Genomic DNA, 21,350 nt, shown 5'->3' on the forward strand with positions numbered 1-21,350 from the left:
AATTAATTATACATTTTATTAACATTTAAGTCAACAACTTTTTAAAATTAATTTTCGTTAGTAATTCAAGTTATTTCTTAAGTTGAGTTGTTTTGTTTGCCTCAACAAATAAATACTATACAGGCTTTCAAACTGCTTAACAACAGTAAAAATTACACCTTTGCCATCTGTACTGAACGCCCTTATCCTAAAAATCGAACTTAAAAAATCCCCACTTATAAATAGTACGTTTTTTAGAACAAGAAACAGATTTTTCTCTAACCATATCAATCAAAAAAACCGCAAAACAGAACTTTATTTTTTTACCAGAAATTAAAAATAAATTTACAAGTTTTAAATAACCTCTCAAAACACCGCTATACAGGCTGATTTAATAAACTTTAGACCAAAGAAGTACAACTACTAAGCCAGCATCTATCATTTCAATTACAAAAGAATTTCATTTGCATAGTCATTAACCATTAACCGCATTTATCAAATTAATAGCACCAACACACCATAACCATAGATCTAATTCGATAATCCAATTCACATCATTACTATTAGAAGTAACAAATCACAACCAACGGCTTGCTTCCTAAAGATTACCCATCCCTCAGTAAAACTAGGTAAACCATACCACCGCCACACCGCAAATAAAGTAGTACATCACACCACACCATAAAAAAAGCCACAATGATTACACTGTGACTTTTCTTACTATAGTATTAAAATCAAAAATGTTTAATAGAAGACATTACATTTCTGTTCTACCTGCGATTGCTTTAGATAATGTTACTTCGTCAGCATACTCTAAATCGCCACCTACCGATAACCCTTGTGCTAATCTCGTCACTTTGATACCTATAGGCTTAACTAATCTAGAAATATACATGGCTGTAGATTCCCCCTCTAAGTTCGGGTTCATAGCTAAGATTAATTCGCTAACTTCATCGTTTTTCAAGCGTTCAATCAATGAAGGAATATTAATATCTTCTGGTCCAATGCCATCCATAGGCGAAATAGACCCATGTAAAACGTGATATAAACCTTTGTATTCTCTCATTTTTTCCATAGCTATGACATCTTTGTCATCTTCCACAACACAAATAACTGAACGATCTCTTTGCTTATCTTCACAAATATAACATGGATCATTTTCAGTAATGTGACCACATACGCTACAATATGTTAATTCTCTCTTAACATCTACTAATGCTTTGGCAAACTGAACAACATCGTCTTCTTTCATATCTAAGGTATGAAAAGCCAGACGTTGGGCTGTCTTTGGACCAATGCCTGGCAATTTCATAAAGCTATCAATAAGTTTTGATATAGGTTCTGGATAATGCATCTATGATCACATTCCAGGGATGTTTAAGCCTTGAGTATGTTTACCTAAACGTTCTTGAGTAAGCTCATCAGCTTTATTCATCGCTTCATTAGTAGCTGCTAACACTAAGTCTTGTAGCATTTCAATATCATCTGGGTCTACAGCTTCTTCTTTGATTTCAACGTCGACAACTTCTTTATGACCAGTTACAGTAACTGTAACCATGCCACCGCCAGCTGTTCCTACAATACGCTCTTCTTTAAGTTTTTCTTGTTCTTGAGCCATTTTCTTTTGCATTTTTTGCATTTGTTTCATCATTTGTTGCATGTTTCCGCCACCGCGCATATTCCATTTCCTCCTTGAAAATCAATAAATATTTATCAATAAAATGATGTTTCTTTCATTATACATACGATTATATCGCTTGTCATGTATCACTCTTCATCTATCACATGTACAGTTTCTTCACCGAAAAGATCTTTTGCTTTTTGAGCAATATCTGTTTGTTGTGCTTGTTGCTTTGGCATATCATCGCCTTCGTTTTTACGATTTTGTAAATACTCCGTTCGAACTCTTTGCCATTGATCTGATGGTACACCAACAACTTTAACGTTTTTATTAACGATATTACATACAACACTTTCTATACTACTACGTTTCTCGTCGTCTTTATTGACGATTTCACAATGGATCTCTTCCTCAAATTTCACAAGTACGTGATCTTCACTTGCCGCCACAGGTTCCGAATTTTGCAATAAACTAACGAGTGATTTTTTATCATTGTTTTTGGCATGATCAATCACTTCTTGCCAATGATCTTTCAACAATTTGATATCTGCCTTATTCGCTTTATCTAGCACTTTTGCAATTTGTTGCATTGAAAATGCATTTTTAGATTTTTGTATGCCTCTCGCAGGCTTTTTCGAAGATTTTTGAGCAGGAGCGACACTCACTCCTTGTGCTTTTAGTGTTTTTAGTTCTTGCTCTAACTGTTCCATACGTTGCAACAATACATCTGTGTTTGGCGATGAAGCAATTTGTGCTGGTTCAGCTACATTCGCAATCACTTGTGGTTGACCCTTAATCTGCTCAGCTAATTTTACTAACAACACTTCAAAATGAACGTTTTGATTCACACTAAAACGAATCGACACTAATGTATCATTAATAAGATCAATCATTTGATATAACATATCTAATTCTAAGTTCATCAGTGCTCGATACTCAGTATCTTTCTCAGATGTTTTATTCATAATCGTATCTCTGACAAAATAAATCATATCATTTATTAGGCGATTCACTTCTTTACCCTCTGTTATAAACTGATGGTATTTTTTAAAAGATGCTTGTACGTCACCTTGTACAATATCATCAAACAAGTGATCCAACGCTTCATCATGTACGCTACCTGTGACATTCAACGCATCTTGCAATGTTAACGTACCATCACCAAATGCAATAGCCTGATCCATAATACTTAATGCATCACGCATACCCCCTTCAGACGCTTTAGCGATAAATGCCAAGGCTTCATCTTCACATTCAATTTGTTGTGCATCTGCTACAAATTTTAAACGTTCAACAATTTGATCTAGGCTAATTGCTTTAAAATCAAAACGTTGTGCCCTAGAAATGATTGTTGGAGGGATTTTATGTGGTTCTGTCGTTGCCAATATAAAAATAGCGTGTGCTGGAGGTTCTTCTAACGTCTTTAAAAGGGCATTAAAAGCACCTGTTGTTAGCATGTGCACCTCATCTATAATATAAACTTTATATTTCGATTCACTTGGTGCATATTTAACTTTGTCTCTAATATTTCTTATTTCATCAACGCCATTATTACTAGCAGCATCAATTTCTATCACATCTGAATTAGTCCCCTGCGTAATGCCTTTACAAATATGACATTCATTACAAGGTTCTCCATCAGTGCTATTTAGACAGTTGATTGCTTTAGCAAACACTTTGGCAATACTCGTTTTCCCCGTACCTCTCGGACCACTAAAAATATAAGCATGCGACTGTTTTTCTTTCGAAATCGCATTGCGCAATGTCTTCGTGACATGTTCTTGTCCGACGACATCCTCGAAACTTTGGGGTCTGTACATACGATATAAGGCTTGATAATTCAAGTTAGCACCTCCATAAACAATTACCTCTCATTATAGCATGATAATACCTTTACTTCTTAATTGAACAATTAATAAAAATGTTCTGGAAATTTTACGATTCCGTGTGGTGCATCCGTCAAATTATCCCATAAATATTTTACAAGTAACGGTGCATCACCAGATTCTAATTTAATGTCATACTCAGCAGCATTTTGATAACCCAACTTTTCAAAGTAGTCAAAACAATGGTCTACAACAACCGTACTATACTCTTGTGCTTTGGCACGCTCTTCTACTGCTTGAACCAAGCCACGACCTAATTTTTGTCCACGTAATTCAGGATGAACTGATAAAGAGGCAATCGCCAAACCATAATACGTCTTATCATCACTATTAATTTCTACTTCAATTAATAAAACGTGTCCAACGACATCGTTATTTTCATTTTTCGCTATTACTTCTAATTCAAAATTATAGCAAGGAGATTTTCTTAAATGTTTTACTTTCGCACGTGCTTGCCAACTCGTTTCAGGATTATCATCAAAACTTTCTTCAATACTATTTAAAGATTTATCATAATCTAACTCTGTTAAAGTACTTAAATATATTTGCATATGTCCTCCGTAGGCATTTGATTGTCAATAATCATAACGTATCTCATTAATAATTCTATTGTAAGATACTCCCCCTCATTTCACCATCATTTCTTTATCATCAAATAATAACTTCTTACTTTTCATTGACACAAAAATCATTCAAACTGCGCATCGAGTTCACTTGAATCAAACTTCACATATAAAAAAGCTACTTCCCACAAACATGTTCCACGTATAATACGCTGAATTGTCTTCAAGAAAGTAGCTTCTATAAATATATATTTTCAACTCTTAATAATCGGTTTAATATTTAAAAAATAAAAAACCGTGCACCTAAGCATCGAACGTAATTCACGAACGTAACCAAAGTCGTTAGCTAAATCTCGGCTACCCTACGGCACATATGATGATCCACTTAATGCTGCTTCCGTCAGGACCTGACATGGTTCATGGGTTCATATTGCATAGGACCGAAATCTTCAAACACTACGTGCTTTGGGCAGACTTCGCAAAAATACGGCCTCAACAAAGGAATTAAGCCTCGCATAAAGCGGATTTCGAGTACAGGGAACCGCTACCTCCCCACCTAGCACGGCAAGATATATATTACTATATTTTAATAGTTAATTGCAAGTATAAATCATTTATATCATTGTTTACTTTATACGACGTCTTGAGAAGTCGTTAAATTTAAATTCATTTGCAAGATGTTTTGAAATATTATATTGAAACGGCATTGTATTTTCTAAATACACAATACTTCGAACTGTTGCTGAATAAGCCACCGATACATCACCAAACAATTGATATGCTTGTTCATCAAACGGTTCAAAAGTAATAGACTTACTTGAATAACTAATATTAAGATTTAATACCTTTTCCAAATAATCATAAATAGAATCACTCGCAACATCATTACCTATATCTGAAACAATCGACTTTAGAAAATAATCTTCATCAACAATCTTCACATGTTGGTTAAGCCGACGAGTTCTAACAATATGAATGAGTGATTCACTAGAATTGATGTTTAAAGCATGTTGAACTTCTGGAACTTCATGCGCTTCAACAACCTCATTCACAACAACTTCAGTTAAATATGCGACGCCCATTTCTTCTTGCATTTCTTTAAAACTAACAAGTTCAGAAAATGGAAACTCTGTAACCTCCTGATAAATGACAAGTGACCCTTTACCATGAATCTTTTGAATCATGCCGTCTAATGCCAACAAATCTAATGCCTTACGCACGGTCTCTCGAGATGACTGGTACAATTGCACCAAATCATGTTCAGACGGAATTTGTTCACCATATTGAATCTGCCCGTTTAATATATCTTCTTTCAACGCCTCATAAATCTTCATAAACTTTTTTTGTTTCGCCATATAAACGCATCCACTCAATTTATTTTACGCGTTTGTTTCGATTACAATTGCACCAAACCCGCTTATCGTATTATTTTCCACTGTGCCTGTTTGAATCACAACACAACCTTCTCTAGCCAATCCTTCTGGCAAATCAACAGCCGATGCTGAGAAATTCGCAATTACTAGCCATTGTTGATTCTTATAATGACGTTCATAAACAAATAAATGATCATGATCCATAAAACGTGGCACAATGTCTCCATACGTAATAATATCATGCGTATGTCTTAATTGTATTAATTTTTGATACGTATAGAAAATAGACTCTTTATTCTGAAGTGCTTGTCTAACGTTGACCTGATGATAATTTTCCGAAATATCAATCCAAGGCTTACCAGCTGTAAATCCAGCATTAACATCATCACTCCATTGCATAGGCGTTCTCGAATTGTCTCGTGACTTCTGTCCTAAAATCGCTAACACATCCGCTTCAGCATGCCCTTCACTTAACAACTGATGGTAGGCATTAATCGATTCAACATCACGATATTGTGCTATTGATGTAAAATGTGGGTCCGTCATACCAATTTCTTCACCTTGGTAAATATATGGCGTCCCTTGCAACATATGCAGTGCGATAGCTAACATTTTAGCACTTTGTATCCTCATCTCTTCCGACGTATCATCACCAAATCTAGACACTACCCGTGGCTGATCATGATTACACCAGAAAATCGCGTTCCATCCGCCACCGTCATAAATACCTCGTTGCCATTGCATCAGAATTTTCTTTAACTTATGAAAATCAAGCTTCGCATTTGTCCACTTTTCACCATCAACATAATCAACCTTTAGATGATGAAAATTAAAAACACTATTCAATTCTTGGCGTTCTGGCTGTGTATACTTAATACAATTTTCAATCGTCGTCGAAGACATTTCTCCTACAGTCATCATGTCAGTGTTACCAAACGTTTGACGATTTAATTCATGCAGAAACTCATGCACTCTAGGACCATCCGTATAAAATTCTTTACCTATTTTGTCAGAGTCCTTAAATTCACCTTTAGAAATTAAGTTAATGACATCAAATCGAAAACCATCAACGCCGAAGTCTATCCAATGATTGACTATGCGATATAACGATTGACGTACTTCCGGATTATCCCAATTTAAATCAGCTTGACTGACATCAAATAAATGTAAATAATATTCATCTGTCTCAGAATCAAACTTCCATGCATTACCACCGAATTTAGAATGCCAATTTGTTGGCGGCCCGTCTTCAGATGATCTGAAAAAGTAATAATCTCTATAAGGGTTGTCTTTAGATTTACGGGCTTCTTTAAACCATTCATGCTCCGTCGACGTATGATTAATGACAATATCTAACATCACTTTCAAGTCTTTTTGATGAGCAACTTTGATTAACTTTTCAAAATCATCCATCGTTCCAAAGTCTTCATTGATTTCTAAATAATTGCTGATATCATAGCCATTATCATTCATCGGTGATTCATACACTGGTGTTAACCAAATATAATCAACACCCAATAACTTGATATAATCCAATTTTTCTATAATTCCATTGATATCTCCTATACCATTCCCCGTCGTATCATTAAACGACTTAGGATAAATTTGATATACAACGGATTTTCTCCAATCTATTTCTTTCGACACACAATTACCACCTTATAACGTAATAAAGGACGTCCAAATAACGAACGCCCCTTTTTTATTTTATTAATCTTCAACAATTTCTTTCGCTTTTTGTTTACTAAAATGAGACATCACAATTGTTAGTATACATGGTACAACAATAGCAATAGCTGTCACAATGAGATATACTGGCCAAAATTCTTTTTGAATTGAAATGAATGCTGGCACGCCACCAACACCAACTTTTCCAAGTACGTTATTCATACCAACGATTGCCCCCAATACACAAGATGTTGATATCGCAGCGATAAATGGATATTTCAGAGGTAAGTTCACACCAAACATGGCTGGTTCAGTAACACCTAACATACCAGAAATACAAGATGTTAATGCCAAGCCTTCTTCTTTAACCATTTTACGACGTTTATAGACAAACCATGCTCCAAATGCTGCAGAGCCCTGACAAATATTGGAAATCGCAACGATTGGCCATAAGTACGTACCACCTAAGCTGCTACCCATCAATTGGAAATCTACTGCTAAAAACATATGGTGTAGTCCTGTAATTACAAGTGGTGCATATAACAATCCATATATTGCTCCGCCAAGCCATCCTGCATGTTGGAATATAAATGTAACACCAGATGTAATACCTGTACCAATCAACAACGCAACTGGTCCAATGATAATAAATGCTAAAAATCCAGTAACTAAAAGCGCTACGGGTCCAACGACCAACATTTTTATCGAATCGTGAACGACTTTATTTAATCCTTTTTCAATTTTAGCTAGAACATAAGCTGCAATTAAAACTGGCAACACTTGACCTTGGTAATTCAACTGCTTAATCTCTAAGCCAAATAAGTTCCACGTCGGAATATTCCCTTTTGCCAAATCATACTGAGATACTAATTGCGGATGCATTAAAATCAAACCTAAGACTATGCCTAGAATCGGACTACCACCAAATACACGCATACTACTCCAACCAATTAATGCTGGTAAGAAAATAAATGCCGTACTCGCAATCACATTAATGATGTTTGAAATATCAGCAATTTGTGGATACATCTCAATAAGTGCTTTTGGACCAAATAAACCTTTCATTGTAAGTAAATTATTGATCCCCATTAACAAACCAGCTGTCACAATCGCAGGTAATATTGGTATAAAAATATCCCCTAACAATTTGATCAAACGTTGTACTGGATTCCCTTTTTGCGCAGCTGCTTGTTTCGCTTCATCTTTCGAAGCTTCTTGAGCACCTGTTTCATCAATAAACTGCTTATACACTTCATCGACTGTTCCTGGACCAATGACAATTTGATATTGATGGTCTGCTTTGAACTGCCCCTTGACCAACGCGTTATTACTTAATGCGTCTTTATCAACTTTGCTTTCATCTTTAAGCACTAAACGTAATCGTGTTACACAATGCGTTGCAGCTTCAAGATTTTCTTTTCCCCCAATAGCGCTTACGATGGCTTTTACATCTTCTCTTTTTACAGCCATATATTTCACTCCCTTAATGTCTTAAAACGAGTATAACTTGTCTAGACAAGTTATGTAAAGGCTTTCAACAAATATTTTTTATTTTGTCACAATTATCTGGGGTAGCCATTTCAGAAAATCAATGAGCCATAACGACATATGTAGCAATAACTCCTCGCTACAATTGCGTGATTAACAATACCTCACCACGCTCTCACCATTATAAAGTGTAGATGCATGGCCAACTCCTAAATTGAAAAATGCATATCTATAAATAGCAAACTTGCCCACACAAGCCATCCATCATATTTCACAAAACAAAAAAGACATTTAGCTATGTATATTGCACAAGCCAAATGCCCTTCCAATCTCAATGCCCTATCATTTCTATAGCTAAAAAAACGAGCCATTCAAAGACAAATAAAAAAGGCAAATACTCAAAATTTGAGCACTTACCTTCATTATATATAGTATTTAATATAAATATTGATGGCGGAGGAAGAGGGATTCGAACCCCCGCGAGCCGTTAAGCCCCTGTCGGTTTTCAAGACCGATCCCTTCAGCCGGACTTGGGTATTCCTCCTAAACACAATATTTATCATATATGAACGTTCTGTAAAAGTCAATATTGTTTTTAAGCATTACATGATTACCACAAATCATTGTCTTCCACTACAGTTGACCTATAAACGAATGTAAAAAATCACTACTTATAATTAATCGATTTGTTGTCTTACAAACCTTTGTTTTTAGGTTACAAAGATGGCATGTGACGTTGATAGATACTAGATTATTTCAAACTCGATTCAGCATGCCACAACGTCAACGTAACCACCATTTCCATACAAAGATTATACACAAACTTTACTCGCTAAATACTGATCTACTGCTTTCGCTACGCCTCTACCTTCTTTAATCGCCCATACAACTAAACTTTGACCACGTCTAGCATCTCCAGCAGCAAATACCTTTTCATTATTAGTTTGATAGTTTGTATCATCCGCCACGATTCGATTTCTATCCGTTTTAATGTTAAAAGCATTCGGTACTGTTGGTTCTGTACCTTCGAAGCCGATTGATAATAATACAAGGTCAGCAGGCCAAAATCTTTCAGGTCCTTCTTTCATGACCATACCATTTTCGCCTTGCTCTAAAATTTGAGTATACAAACCACGTATGTGTCCTTTATCGTCAACATCGTAACGCATTGTTTGAACACCATATGCACGTGGTTCCTTACCAAACTTAGCTTCGTACTCTTGGTGCGCATAGTCCATTTTAAACACCGGCATTGCTAAAGGCCATGATGCATTTTCTGTAAATGTAATTGCTTCTGGCAATTTCGTATATTTATTAAATTGAACAATCGATTTACAATTTTCTCTTAATGCTGTCGCTACACAGTCTGCCCCTGTATCACCAGCACCAATGATAATGACATTCTTATCTTTTGCAGTTATTGTTATATCATCAATTTCTCCATTTAACAACTGCGTTTGTTCAGTTAAATAATCCATAGCGAAATGTATACCATCACCCATGCGTCCTTCTAAAGGTAAATCTCTACCTTTTTGTGCACCAGTACATAATATAATGGCATCATACTCAGATTCTAACGTTGCTTTATCAATATCAACGCCTACTTCAACACCATTAATGAAAGTAATGCCCGCTTCTTCCATTAACTTAATACGACGTCGAACCACATCTTTATCAAGTTTCATATTCGGAATACCATACATTAATAAACCGCCTGATTCTCTAGCACGTTCATAAATAGTTACTTGATATCCTAGTAGATTAAGTTCTTCAGCAGCAGCTAATCCTGCTGGACCGCTTCCAACGATTGCCACTTTTTCATCTCTACGGCGACTCGGAACTTTCGGCGCTACCCAACCATTTTCAAAAGCTTCATCAATAATTGTGCGTTCAATACCTTTAATCGCAATCGATTCTCTATTAATCTTCATCACACAAGCACTTTCGCATGGTGCAGGACATACACGCCCTGTAAAGTCAGGAAAGTTATTTGTTTCGCTTAAGCGTTCATAAGCAGTTTTAAAATCTTGATGATACACTAAGTCGTTCCATTCAGGAATGTAGTTTCCAATTGGACAACCTATTGTTTCCCTACCATACTGTTGTCCGGTTTGACAAAACGGCGTTCCACAATCCATACATCGTGCACCTTGGATAGAGGCATCTTCTTTAGTAAATCGTTGTTGATATGCTTTATGATGCTTCAAACGGTCTACCAGTGATAATTCACCTAAGTACTGTTTGTCATACTTCATAAATCCTTTAAATTCACCCATCGTATCTCCCCCTTTCCTTAATACACAACGGCTGGTTTATGTTTAGCGTCGATTGTTTTACTGTCATCGTAAAATGCAGCTAACATCGCTTCATCTTCATTGTCATGTAATGATTTGTGCAAATGAATTTTTTGCATCATTAATTGATAATCTTTAGGAATAACTTTAACGACGACATCTTCAATGCGATCAAAATGTTTTAACACATGAATCGCTCTCGTACTATTCGTGTGTGACACATGTTCTTCCAGCATTTGCTTAATGAATGCTTTTTCTTCTTGGTGTTTAATCTTTGTAAACGAAAGCGTATCTAGTTGATTATTTTCAACAAAAGCTTCTACATCAGACGGGATAACGTAAGCAATACCACCACTCATACCTTGACCGAAGTTCTTACCTACATCACCTAAATTAATGACATGTCCACCAGTCATGTACTCTAATCCATGGTCACCGATACCTTCAACGACAACATCTACACCACTATTTCTAATACAGAATCTTTCTCCTGCACTACCGTTAATAAATGCCTTACCACCTGTCGCACCATAGAATGAGACGTTACCAGCAATAATTTCATTTTGTCGTTCTTCAAAAGGTGCTTTGACAATGACCGTACCACCAGATAATCCTTTACCAACATAGTCATTCGCATCTCCAGTATGATGAATCATTAAGCCTTTCGGTGCATATGCTGCAAGACTTTGACCAGCATGACCATTCGTATAAACATTAATTGTATTTTCAGGAAGTCCTGCTTCTCCATATTGTTTCGAAATCTCACTACCTGTAATAACTCCTACATCACGTTGTTCATTATTTACTGTAAAGCTACCTGTATAGCGACGCCCTTCAGCAATATACGGCTTCGTTACTTCATATAAATTTGTTAAATCAAATCCATGCTCAAGATTATGATTTTGTTGAATTTCTTTTGTGTTTGGCCCATCGAAAGGACATAACAGTTTTTCAACATCAATACTAGCCGCTTTGCTATTCACTTTTAATGTTGATGATCGTTGTAATAAATCAGTTCTTCCAACTAAGTCTTCTACACGTTTCAAACCTAAAGATGCTAAAATTTCTCTTAATTCTTGTGCAATAAAATGCATAAAATTAACAACATGATGTGCTTTACCTCTATATAAAGCACGTAAATCTTTGTTTTGAGTTGCAACTCCTACTGGACATGTATCTTTATGGCATACACGCATCATAATACAGCCCAACACCACTAATGGTGCAGTTGCAAATCCAAATTCTTCCGCTCCAAGCGCACATGCGTACGCTACATCTTTACCAGTTAATAACTTACCGTCTGTTTCTAACTTAACACGACTTCTTAAGTCGTTTAGTTTTAATGTTTGATGTGTTTCTGCTAAACCAATCTCCCAAGGAACACCGGCATGCTGAATACTCGTTTTAGGTGAAGCCCCTGTACCACCATCGTAACCACTGATGACAATTTTATCTGCAAATGCTTTTGCCACCCCAGATGCAATGGTACCAACACCTGTTTTCGAAACTAATTTTACCGCGATATCTGCATCTTTATTCGCATTTTTTAAATCATGTATCAGTTGCGCTAAATCTTCTATTGAATAAATATCATGATGTGGCGGTGGTGAAATCAGACCGATACCTGGCGTTGACCCTCTTGTCTTCGCAATCCACGGATATACCTTAGTACCAGGTAATTGACCACCTTCACCAGGCTTTGCACCTTGCGCAACTTTAATTTGAATTTCTTTGGCATGTTGTAAATAATCACTAGTTACACCAAAACGCCCAGAAGCAACTTGTTTAATCGCACTTACTTTGTTGCTTCCATCAACTTGTACTTCATAACGTTTTGCATCTTCGCCACCTTCACCACTATTACTCTTTCCACCTAATTGGTTCATGGCTTGTGCTAACGTTTCATGTGCTTCCGCTGAAATCGATCCATAACTCATCGCCCCTGTATTAAAGCGTTTGACAATGTCACTTACCGGTTCAACTTGGTCGATGTCAATCGGTGTACATGCTTTAAATTCAAGTAAATGTCTAATGTGATCTGTTCTATTTTTGTTCACCGCTTCAGAGTATGCTTTAAATTGCGCATAGTCATTTTCTTTACATGCGTGCTGCAATAAGAAAATAGATTCCGGATTAAAAGCATGATGTTGACCTTGTTGTCTCCATTGGAATGTACTACCTGATGCAAGATAATTATCATCACTTTGTTGACGTGCTTTATTTTCAGCATCAATTTGATCAATCGAAATACCCGATAACTTAGACTGTGTCCCAGTAAAATAACGATCAATCACATCATGAGACAAGCCAATCGCTTCAAATATTTGTGCACCTTGATAACTTTGCACTGTCGAAATTCCCATCTTAGCCATTACTTTAATGACACCTTCGGACAATACATCCGTATATGTCTTAACATTATCGACAACGGTGCCTTGTAACCCTTCTGTCAATGTCAGTTGTTCAACTGTACGTTGCGCTAGGTATGGCACAATTGCATTCGCGCCATATGCGAGTAAACAAGCAACATGATGCACTTCTCGTGTCTCACCAGATTTAGCGACTAAACTTGTAGACATACGTAAATCTGCTTTAATAAGTAATTGATGCACATGACTTATTGCGAGTAACATCGGCATTGCAAAGCCATTGCTATCAACTAATCCACTATCATCTAACACTAGAATTTGAGCGCCTTGCTTTACAGCATTCACTGCTTCTCGGCCTAATGCTTCTAACGCATCTTCCAAATCCCCTTCATATACCGTTGATAAATAAGTTAATTTAAAATGTTCCTGATCAATCGCTGCTATGTGTGATTCATTCAATACCGGCCTTTTCAATTGAATACGATCTAAAACCGTTTCGTCAGGTGCTAGTAAGTTACCTTCGCCACCTAAATAAGAAAGTTCACTCGTTACGATTTTTTCACGATACGCATCAATTGGTGGATTCGTAACTTGTGCAAACAGCTGTTTAAAGTAATTAAATAGTGATTCTGGTCGCTCGTTCAACACTGCAATTGGCGCATCATATCCCATTGCACCGATAGGATCCTTCTTACCTTCTACAAGTTCCTGAATATACTTATGAATCTCTTCTTTCGTGTATGCAAACTGACGTTGTAATTTAAATAACGTCTCATCTTTCCATTGCGAATCTTGATATTGTATATTTTCAAAATCAAAGTCAACTTTATGGTTATCAATCCACGCTTTATATGGTAATTCTCCAGCAATCGCACCTTTCAAATCATTATTTTCAATGACTTTATTCTGTTTAAAATCAACAAGCAATAACTTTCCAGGATTCAATTGACCTTTAAAAGCAACATTACTTTCAGGTACGTCCACAACACCCACTTCAGATGAAAAGACAATAAAGTTATCTTTAGTAATCGTATAACGACCTGGACGTAATCCATTTCTATCTGTAAGCGCGCCAAGTTTGTCACCGTTACAGAACGAAATCATTGTAGGACCATCCCACGGTTCCATTAAATAACTATAAAATTCATAAAATGCACGTACATTTGCATCATTCGCTTCATTGTATAACCAAGGTTCAGGTATGAGTAACATCGCTGCCTTTTCTGGCTCCATGGCTAACGATAAGAACTCTAGCGCATTATCTACAATGGCAGAGTCACTACCATCCTCATCGACAATTTGAAACACTTTATGTTGATCCTCGCCAAATAATGTTTCGATTAATTTATGTTGGCGTGCTCGCATCCAGTTCACATTACCTTTAATCGTGTTAATCTCACCATTATGCATTAACATACGGTTAGGATGCGCCCTTTTCCAACTCGGGAATGTATTCGTACTAAATCTCGAATGCACTAACCCTAGCTTTGATTGATATAAATCATCCGATAAATCTGTATAGAGTTTTTTAATTTGGTCTGATCGTAACCAACCTTTATATACAATTGTTTTGCGTGATAAGCTCGTAAAATACAATTCTAAATCGCACTGAGTCGAATAGAACTCTAATTGTTTTCTCGCTAAAAACAAACGCTTTTCAACATCTTCAATGTCCCTAATATCAATAAACACTTGTTGAATGACTGGCATCGTATCTGCTACATGTTTAGCAATGGCATCTTTATTAACTGGTACATTACGATAACCAAGAATTGATAACCCTTCACCTTCAAAATATTTTTTAAAAACTGCTTCATGTTCAGAACCTAAAATGCGTTCTTTGGAAAAAAATAACCCCACGGCATATTCACCTTCACCTGGGATATCAAAGTCCGTTACATGTTGTTTGAAAAATGCAAAAGGTATTTCAGTCATAATACCTGCGCCATCACCAGTGATGCCATCTGCGCCGACCCCGCCCCTGTGATCTAAGCGTCGCAACATTTCAAGCGATTTATCAATGATGTCGTGAGACCTTTTATTATCCATATTCGCATAAAAACCAATACCACACGCATCATGTTCCTCACGATAGTCATATAAGCCTTTAATTAATTTCTCATTGTGCATGATGCACACCCCTTTTTTTAGAATATTCTGATATTAGTTATTAATGATAATTACTATAATCTAAAAAATTTATCTGTTCAATATATAAAATAGAAGATATTCATCTAAAAAATAGAACATTTATCAATAATATTGCTATAATAGTTACAAAACACTCATTTTTGGAGGTGCCTATATCACTATGGAAATTAAACAATTAAGATATTTTATCGAGGTCGCTAAAAGAGAACATATCTCCGAAACAGCACTTGAACTAAACATTGCTCAATCAGCGATAAGCCGTCAAATTACATTATTAGAACAAGAACTTAATGTGTCTTTATTTAAAAAGCAAGGACGCAATATTACGCTCACTTCTGAAGGGAAATTATTATTTAATGAAGCTCTGCGCATTATTGAACATTTAGATAGCACGATTGAACAATTTCAAAGCCATGGATTAACTAAAAATAAAAGTATCTACATTGGCTATGATGAGAGTGACGTATCCCACATGTTACTACCACTTATCCAAACGTTTCATTTACAAAATGATACACATGTCATACCGAACTTATTAGATCATGACACGATTATAAATAGCGTATTAAATGGGAATATAGACATTGGTTTCACGGAACTTACACCAGAAATACGTAAACACAAACAATTACATATGCTACCTTTATTCGAAGAGCACTATCATTTATATGCGCCTTCAGACGATCCAATTACGATGGCGACACACCCACCATTAATTCAGTTTGAGCATAGTCATATTTATTGCTTGGCACCATTTGCCGAAACTGTAAAAAAACAATTGCGCAAGATTACTAAATCAGATGTATACACAATCAGTAGCCAACCACTTGCGCAGTATCTCCTTCGTCAAAAAGAAGGTTACATCATTTCATCACAAAATATACATTTACCAGAATCTAAATCATGGATAGATATAAAATTAGATCATACTGAATTAAAAAGAACGATATGTGCTATTACGAAAGAACCTTATACGAAGAGTGATATTGGTATCTTATTAACACTCATTCAGCAATTAATGACTAAAACGTCTACATTCCATTAAGTAATTCGATGCTATCAATGATGATTTTCGTTTTACACTTAGCAGTAATATCTTTGAAAATAAAAAATTAAGGGCGTATAATCACCATATTAATTCATTCATAGAATTGGGGTTTTGTTTTTGAAATATAGAAATTTATTTACAAAGCCATTTAATATAATTTTAGGTTTGTTCTGCATCGCATTCATTGGTGCTATTTTATTTACATTCAATAATGAGAACTTTTACAACAAACCAATTGGTCAAATTATAGATGTCAAACATGTTTCTTCGACACCTACAAAAGATGCACAAAATAATCGTGATATTAAATATAAAAATCAATTAAAAGTCAAAATATTAAATGGTCAATTTGCTGGAGAAACGACGACGATTAATCATCAGTACGTCAAATCGCAAGCAGATTCTGAGGCATTTCGCACACACGAAAAAGTATTATTACATATTTCTAACAAGCCGAGTGATGCTTATATTATAGAAAAGAAGCGTGATACCTTAACGGTTATCATCACTGGTTTGTTCTTATTAACTGTATTATTGGTTGGTCGCAAAGTCGGACTGCAATCGATTTTATCGTTAATCTTGAATTCTATTGCCATATTAATCGCAATTTACATTCATATTCAACATAGCAATATTAATTTATTCTTACTCATGACCATTGCCATGATCTGTTCAACAATACTCACTTTATTGCTCGTTACAGGCTGGCATATGCGCACACTCATTACCATAGCCAGTACAATTATCGGAACTTTTTTGAGTATAGGTTTAACAGAATTAATCATATATATGACAGACGGTAAAGGCATTAAATATGAAACGATGAACTTTTTATCATTACCACCGAAAGATATCTTCCTAGCCTCAGTGTTAATAGGTTCACTTGGCGCTATTATGGATGTTGCAATTACAATTGCTAGTGGTATGCATGAAATTTTACAGCGTACGCCACACATTTCAATGAGGAGATGGGCGCTTGCTGGCCGAAACATCGGCCAAGATATTATGGGAACAATGACTAACATCTTATTATTCTCATATTTATCCGGTGCACTACCTATGTTTTTAATCTTTTTAAAAAATGCCAATACAGTGACTTATACTATTTCGATGAATTGGTCGTTAGAAATTGCGCGCGCACTAACAGGTGGTATAGGTATCGTACTTACAATTCCTATCACAATATTGTTTATGGAAATATTTGAAACATTAAGGAGGGCGAAACAATGAATGCTGTATTTATATTGGCGTTATTGCTCCTCTTTCTGATGATAATTTTCGGAGGTAGAAAGGGATTCATCTCTTATTTAACCCTATTTTTAAATTTTGCTATTTTAATTATTAGTATTGTGTTGATTATTTTTGGCGTACCGATTTATGTCGTCACATTCTTTTTCTGCATTATTATTGGCGCTTGTAATTTATTCGTACTCAATAGTTACAATGTTAAAACACAAGCTGCATTTATCAGCACTATCGTTACAACAATATTGTTGATTACACTCATTTATTTATCGGTCTACTTCGGTCATCTACAAGGCTTTTCAACCGAACAACAAGATGAAACATATGTGTATTCAATGAATATTGGCATTGATATGGTTCAATTTATGGTGTTCACTATTATTCTTGCTGTTATTGCAGCTGTGATAGATTTAACAATTACCATTAGTTCACCCATTTATGAATTGCATCAAGTGAATCCAACGCTTACGCAATACGAATTATTCCAATCTGGCATGCGTGTTGGTAGAGAAATTTTAGCGACATCTGCGAACACGATTTACCTTGCCTTTTTTGGTGGCCAACTTGCTTTATTTATTTGGTTTTTCAAACTTAAATATTCATTTGGTCATATTATAAACTCGAAAATATTTGCCCAAGAATTTATTTCTATTATTTTAGGCGGTATTGCCGTTGCAATCAGTATTCCGATTACGGCTTGGATTACGGCATTTTTAATAAAAAGACCATCTCGACAGCGCAAAAATGATGAGTCTATCAATTAATCGCAACTAGCAATATAACTTAAGTTAAGCGACCTGTGGATATATGTCAATTGTTCACTAGGTCGCTTTTTACTATAGTAAATTGTCCGATGATCTATAACAAAAAGCACCTTTATTCATCATTAATTGTTGTGGTCGACGATGAGTAAAGATGCTTTTAAATTTAATTTATTTTATAGTTAACGCCATAATATGAACAGGTCTTCCGATGAACATACTATCTCCCATATATTGATATCCTTGTTGGCGATAAAGTGCCATGGCATGTGGATTGTCAGTATTAACCGTTAACACAATCTCATTAATATCCTGAAATGTTGAAGTGATAAATGACGCCAATTTTTCCATTACCACTTTACCTATTCCTCTATTACGATAACGTTGATCAACACTAAATGACCTGAAAAATACTGCATCTTGGTTATCGCTAAATGGTGCGACCCCTTTTCCACGATGTAATGTAAAAAAGGCCACACATTGCCTGCCATCCATTACAACGATGGGATACCTTTCATTATCAGACATTGCAGCTGTAATATTTTCCTCTGGCGTTTTAACAAACTTCAAATCACTTTCACTTAATTGAAAAGCTTCTAACATCGAATAATCTTGTGGGACATAATGTCGTAACATGATGGTGTCATTATTTGTCATGTTTACCACCATACGTTTCAATCCAAACTTTGACAGCAGGCGCAATCAACGCATCATTATCTTTATCAATCCAGCGTATATCCGTAATTTCATTATTGATAGTTACGTTTTCCCAATCGATTTTGGTTAATGCGCGAAATCCATTTAACTCAGTTAACATATCCTGTTGTGGATATGCAGGACCTACAATTGTCCCGATATATTCAATTTCATCCATTGTTAATGTTAAATTTAATTCTTCTTTTACTTCTCTTAACAGCGCTTGTACTCGTGATTCCCCTTCTTCTATTTTACCACCTGGGAAATAATACTTTTCGCGATTCCTTACTTGAACAAGTAATATTTTATCAGCTGTTTCTTCAACTAAACAGACACATTTAATCATCTTTGACACCCCAACTTTGTGAAATCAATTTTTAAAATTATACTGTACAATTATGTTATCATATATGAGTAGTTATAGCGCAAAACGTTAGCAATTCAGCGCACCCAATTTTTCATATAAACAGAAGATACTAGGGGGAATTATTATTATGGCAAAACGTTCCAAATCACAACGTTTATCAAGTTTACTAAATGTCGCAGGTTTCATAGTCGACGGCTACAATGGCTATAAATATCATGCTAAAAATAAAAAATTAGTATATCTTTCATTAGGTTTAAGCACTGTAGGAACCGTGTTAGACTTTTACATTTCAATTAAGTCACCACGTAAGTTCAAAAAAGCAGTGGCAGTTGTTACTTTAATAACAAACGGTGCTAGATTATTTACAAGCATTCGCAAAGTAAAGCATGAATACTAATTCAGAAAAGGATTGGTCGAACATAGAACATGAAGTTCATTCGACCAATCCTTTTTCTTATACAAAAATTCCTATTACAACAATCACGACTTTGATAGCCCCGCCATAAAGTTTAGGATTCAATCCAACTTTTCAGCTTGTGAAATGTAATAGGAATTCATTATATATTTATATACGTAAGACTTTAGTGAATATATCTATAATTATTTACTTGGTAAGCTGGTACCGTTCTGTAAGTTAAAATACCTGGTGCAGCTGAATAGTTCATTTCTGAAACTAAAATACTACCATCGTTATTTACACGTTCTACAAACATAACATGACCATAATAACCTACATCTGTTTGAGCGATAGAACCTACAGTAGGTCTATTGTCGATAGTGTAACCATCTGCTGCCGCTGCGTTATCCCAGTTATTAGCATTCCACCAATAAGTACTAATACCTTTACCAATTTCAGCACGACGATTAAATACATGATATGTACATTGACCCCATGTATATAAGTTTTGGTGACTGAATACTGGTGTATTGTAACCTCTATTTGTCGTTGTTGCAGATCCTGAGTTCGTAGATGCATTACCAGTTACTTTCAATTTTTGACCCGGATATATAAAGAAATTATTTAAGCCATTTAAGCTCATAATTTTTTGATAAGTTGTACCATATTTTGATGCGATTAATGACAATGAGTCACCTGCTTGTACTGTATAGTATGATCCGCCACCTGAGTTCGTTGATGGACGGCTACTATTGCTCGCAGCGTTACTTGAGCTAGCAGTACCTGATACTTTTAATTTTTGACCTGGATAAATAAAGAAATTATTTAAACCATTAAGTCGCATAATGTTTTGGTAAGTTGTACCATATTTTGATGCGATTAATGATAATGAGTCGCCTGCTTGTACTGTGTAGTATGATCCGCCACCTGAGTTCGTTGATGGACGGCTACTATTACTCGTAGAATTACTTGAGCCAGATACTTTTAGTACTTGGTTTGGGAAAATTAGATTAGATGTTAAATTGTTTAATGACTTTAATTTAGCAATCGAAATCCCATACTTATTTGAAATTGCCCACACTGATTCACCCGGTTTTACTGTGTGAGTTGTAGCCGCATTTGCTTGAGTTGCCGCAACAGCGCTAATCGCGCTTGTCCCAATAATAGCTGCAATTACTTTTTTTTGCACTTTAAAATCCTCCTCTTGCTTAACTTTCCTAACATTCTTTTATCCGAATTTATGAATACTACATCATTATACGATTTTATTATGTATAATAGGTTGATGTTTGATGACATTATGATTACAAAAAAATCATATACTGTATCATCAAATTTTATAATTACCCCTTAAAATTATTACAACTTATTAGATTTTACAATATCTAAATTATTACAATTTCATAATATTTCACTATAAAATGATTACAATCCCTTTCTCTAT

General features: G+C 35.4%; 17 protein-coding genes, 1 tRNA gene, 1 other RNA gene and 1 pseudogene. 4 read left to right on the forward strand and 16 right to left on the reverse strand.

The annotated features are described in order from the left end of the window. Positions 1 to 426: 426 nt before the first annotated feature. From HMPREF3247_RS07075 to gltB, 13 genes and pseudogenes are all read right to left on the reverse strand, one after another. Positions 427 to 532: pseudogene (locus HMPREF3247_RS07075) on the reverse strand (hypothetical protein). Between the two features lie 204 nt (positions 533 to 736). Beyond that, entirely contained in the window at positions 737 to 1,333 is a 597-nt protein-coding gene (gene recR, locus HMPREF3247_RS07080; protein WP_000559156.1) for a recombination mediator RecR, read from the reverse strand. Between the two features lie 6 nt (positions 1,334 to 1,339). Continuing rightward, positions 1,340 to 1,657, reverse strand: coding sequence for a YbaB/EbfC family nucleoid-associated protein (locus tag HMPREF3247_RS07085; RefSeq protein WP_001213993.1), 318 nt, complete (start codon positions 1,655 to 1,657; stop codon positions 1,340 to 1,342). Positions 1,658 to 1,746: 89 nt separating this feature from the next. Beyond that, on the reverse strand, positions 1,747 to 3,444 hold the full coding sequence (gene dnaX / locus HMPREF3247_RS07090; RefSeq protein ID WP_001109040.1) for a DNA polymerase III subunit gamma/tau: 1,698 nt from the start codon (positions 3,442 to 3,444) through the stop codon (positions 1,747 to 1,749). A 68-nt stretch (positions 3,445 to 3,512) separates the two neighbouring features. Continuing rightward, entirely contained in the window at positions 3,513 to 4,037 is a 525-nt protein-coding gene (locus tag HMPREF3247_RS07095) for a GNAT family N-acetyltransferase (RefSeq protein WP_001167829.1), read from the reverse strand. 137 nt (positions 4,038 to 4,174) lie between these two features. Then, complete coding sequence (locus HMPREF3247_RS07100) at positions 4,175 to 4,276, reverse strand: hypothetical protein (protein WP_031824659.1); 102 nt, start codon at positions 4,274 to 4,276, stop codon at positions 4,175 to 4,177. 68 nt (positions 4,277 to 4,344) lie between these two features. Next, positions 4,345 to 4,614, reverse strand: an RNA gene (gene ffs / locus HMPREF3247_RS07105) — signal recognition particle sRNA large type. A gap of 61 nt (positions 4,615 to 4,675) precedes the next feature. Continuing rightward, positions 4,676 to 5,404, reverse strand: coding sequence for a trehalose operon repressor (gene treR, locus HMPREF3247_RS07110; protein ID WP_001118675.1), 729 nt, complete (start codon positions 5,402 to 5,404; stop codon positions 4,676 to 4,678). A gap of 24 nt (positions 5,405 to 5,428) precedes the next feature. Next, complete coding sequence (gene treC / locus HMPREF3247_RS07115; RefSeq protein WP_000031499.1) at positions 5,429 to 7,069, reverse strand: alpha,alpha-phosphotrehalase; 1,641 nt, start codon at positions 7,067 to 7,069, stop codon at positions 5,429 to 5,431. Between the two features lie 63 nt (positions 7,070 to 7,132). Next, entirely contained in the window at positions 7,133 to 8,560 is a 1,428-nt protein-coding gene (gene treP, locus HMPREF3247_RS07120) for a PTS system trehalose-specific EIIBC component (protein WP_000279365.1), read from the reverse strand. Positions 8,561 to 9,029: 469 nt separating this feature from the next. After that, positions 9,030 to 9,122: transfer RNA gene (locus HMPREF3247_RS07125), tRNA-Ser, on the reverse strand. Between the two features lie 268 nt (positions 9,123 to 9,390). Next, a complete protein-coding gene (locus tag HMPREF3247_RS07130; RefSeq protein WP_000503583.1) occupies positions 9,391 to 10,854 on the reverse strand; it encodes a glutamate synthase subunit beta in 1,464 nt (487 codons plus the stop codon). A gap of 17 nt (positions 10,855 to 10,871) precedes the next feature. Further along, positions 10,872 to 15,371: a glutamate synthase large subunit gene (gene gltB, locus HMPREF3247_RS07135; RefSeq protein WP_000551335.1), complete on the reverse strand. Its 4,500-nt coding sequence runs from the start codon at positions 15,369 to 15,371 to the stop codon at positions 10,872 to 10,874. 181 nt (positions 15,372 to 15,552) lie between these two features. Between gltB and gltC the strand changes: the two genes are divergently transcribed. The 3 genes from gltC (at position 15,553) to HMPREF3247_RS07150 (ending at position 18,449) form a co-directional block, all read left to right on the forward strand. Next, complete coding sequence (gene gltC / locus HMPREF3247_RS07140; protein WP_000403911.1) at positions 15,553 to 16,437, forward strand: glutamate biosynthesis transcriptional regulator GltC; 885 nt, start codon at positions 15,553 to 15,555, stop codon at positions 16,435 to 16,437. A gap of 114 nt (positions 16,438 to 16,551) precedes the next feature. Then, positions 16,552 to 17,670, forward strand: coding sequence for a YibE/F family protein (locus HMPREF3247_RS07145; protein WP_001794550.1), 1,119 nt, complete (start codon positions 16,552 to 16,554; stop codon positions 17,668 to 17,670). Next, a complete protein-coding gene (locus HMPREF3247_RS07150; protein WP_000994681.1) occupies positions 17,667 to 18,449 on the forward strand; it encodes a YibE/F family protein in 783 nt (260 codons plus the stop codon). Before HMPREF3247_RS07145 ends, HMPREF3247_RS07150 begins: the two co-directional genes overlap by 4 nt. Before the next feature lie 168 nt (positions 18,450 to 18,617). Here HMPREF3247_RS07150 and HMPREF3247_RS07155 read toward each other — a convergent pair whose 3' ends face one another. Further along, complete coding sequence (locus HMPREF3247_RS07155; protein ID WP_000183668.1) at positions 18,618 to 19,103, reverse strand: GNAT family N-acetyltransferase; 486 nt, start codon at positions 19,101 to 19,103, stop codon at positions 18,618 to 18,620. Next, positions 19,093 to 19,488 carry an NUDIX hydrolase gene (locus HMPREF3247_RS07160; RefSeq protein ID WP_000588530.1) on the reverse strand — a complete coding sequence of 132 codons (396 nt, stop codon included), beginning with the start codon at positions 19,486 to 19,488 and terminating at the stop codon, positions 19,093 to 19,095. The genes HMPREF3247_RS07155 and HMPREF3247_RS07160 overlap by 11 nt, the downstream gene beginning before the upstream one ends. 148 nt (positions 19,489 to 19,636) lie before the next feature. On the opposite strand from HMPREF3247_RS07160, the gene HMPREF3247_RS07165 reads away from it, so the two are divergent. Continuing rightward, positions 19,637 to 19,906 carry a hypothetical protein gene (locus HMPREF3247_RS07165; RefSeq protein WP_001129473.1) on the forward strand — a complete coding sequence of 90 codons (270 nt, stop codon included), beginning with the start codon at positions 19,637 to 19,639 and terminating at the stop codon, positions 19,904 to 19,906. A gap of 184 nt (positions 19,907 to 20,090) precedes the next feature. On the opposite strand, the gene aaa is transcribed toward HMPREF3247_RS07165, so the two are convergent. Further along, positions 20,091 to 21,095 carry an autolysin/adhesin Aaa gene (aaa, locus tag HMPREF3247_RS07170; protein ID WP_001170264.1) on the reverse strand — a complete coding sequence of 335 codons (1,005 nt, stop codon included), beginning with the start codon at positions 21,093 to 21,095 and terminating at the stop codon, positions 20,091 to 20,093. Between the last annotated feature and the right edge of the window lie 255 nt (positions 21,096 to 21,350).

The organism is Staphylococcus sp. HMSC36A10 (assembly GCF_001838845.1).
Taxonomy (GTDB): domain Bacteria; phylum Bacillota; class Bacilli; order Staphylococcales; family Staphylococcaceae; genus Staphylococcus; species Staphylococcus aureus.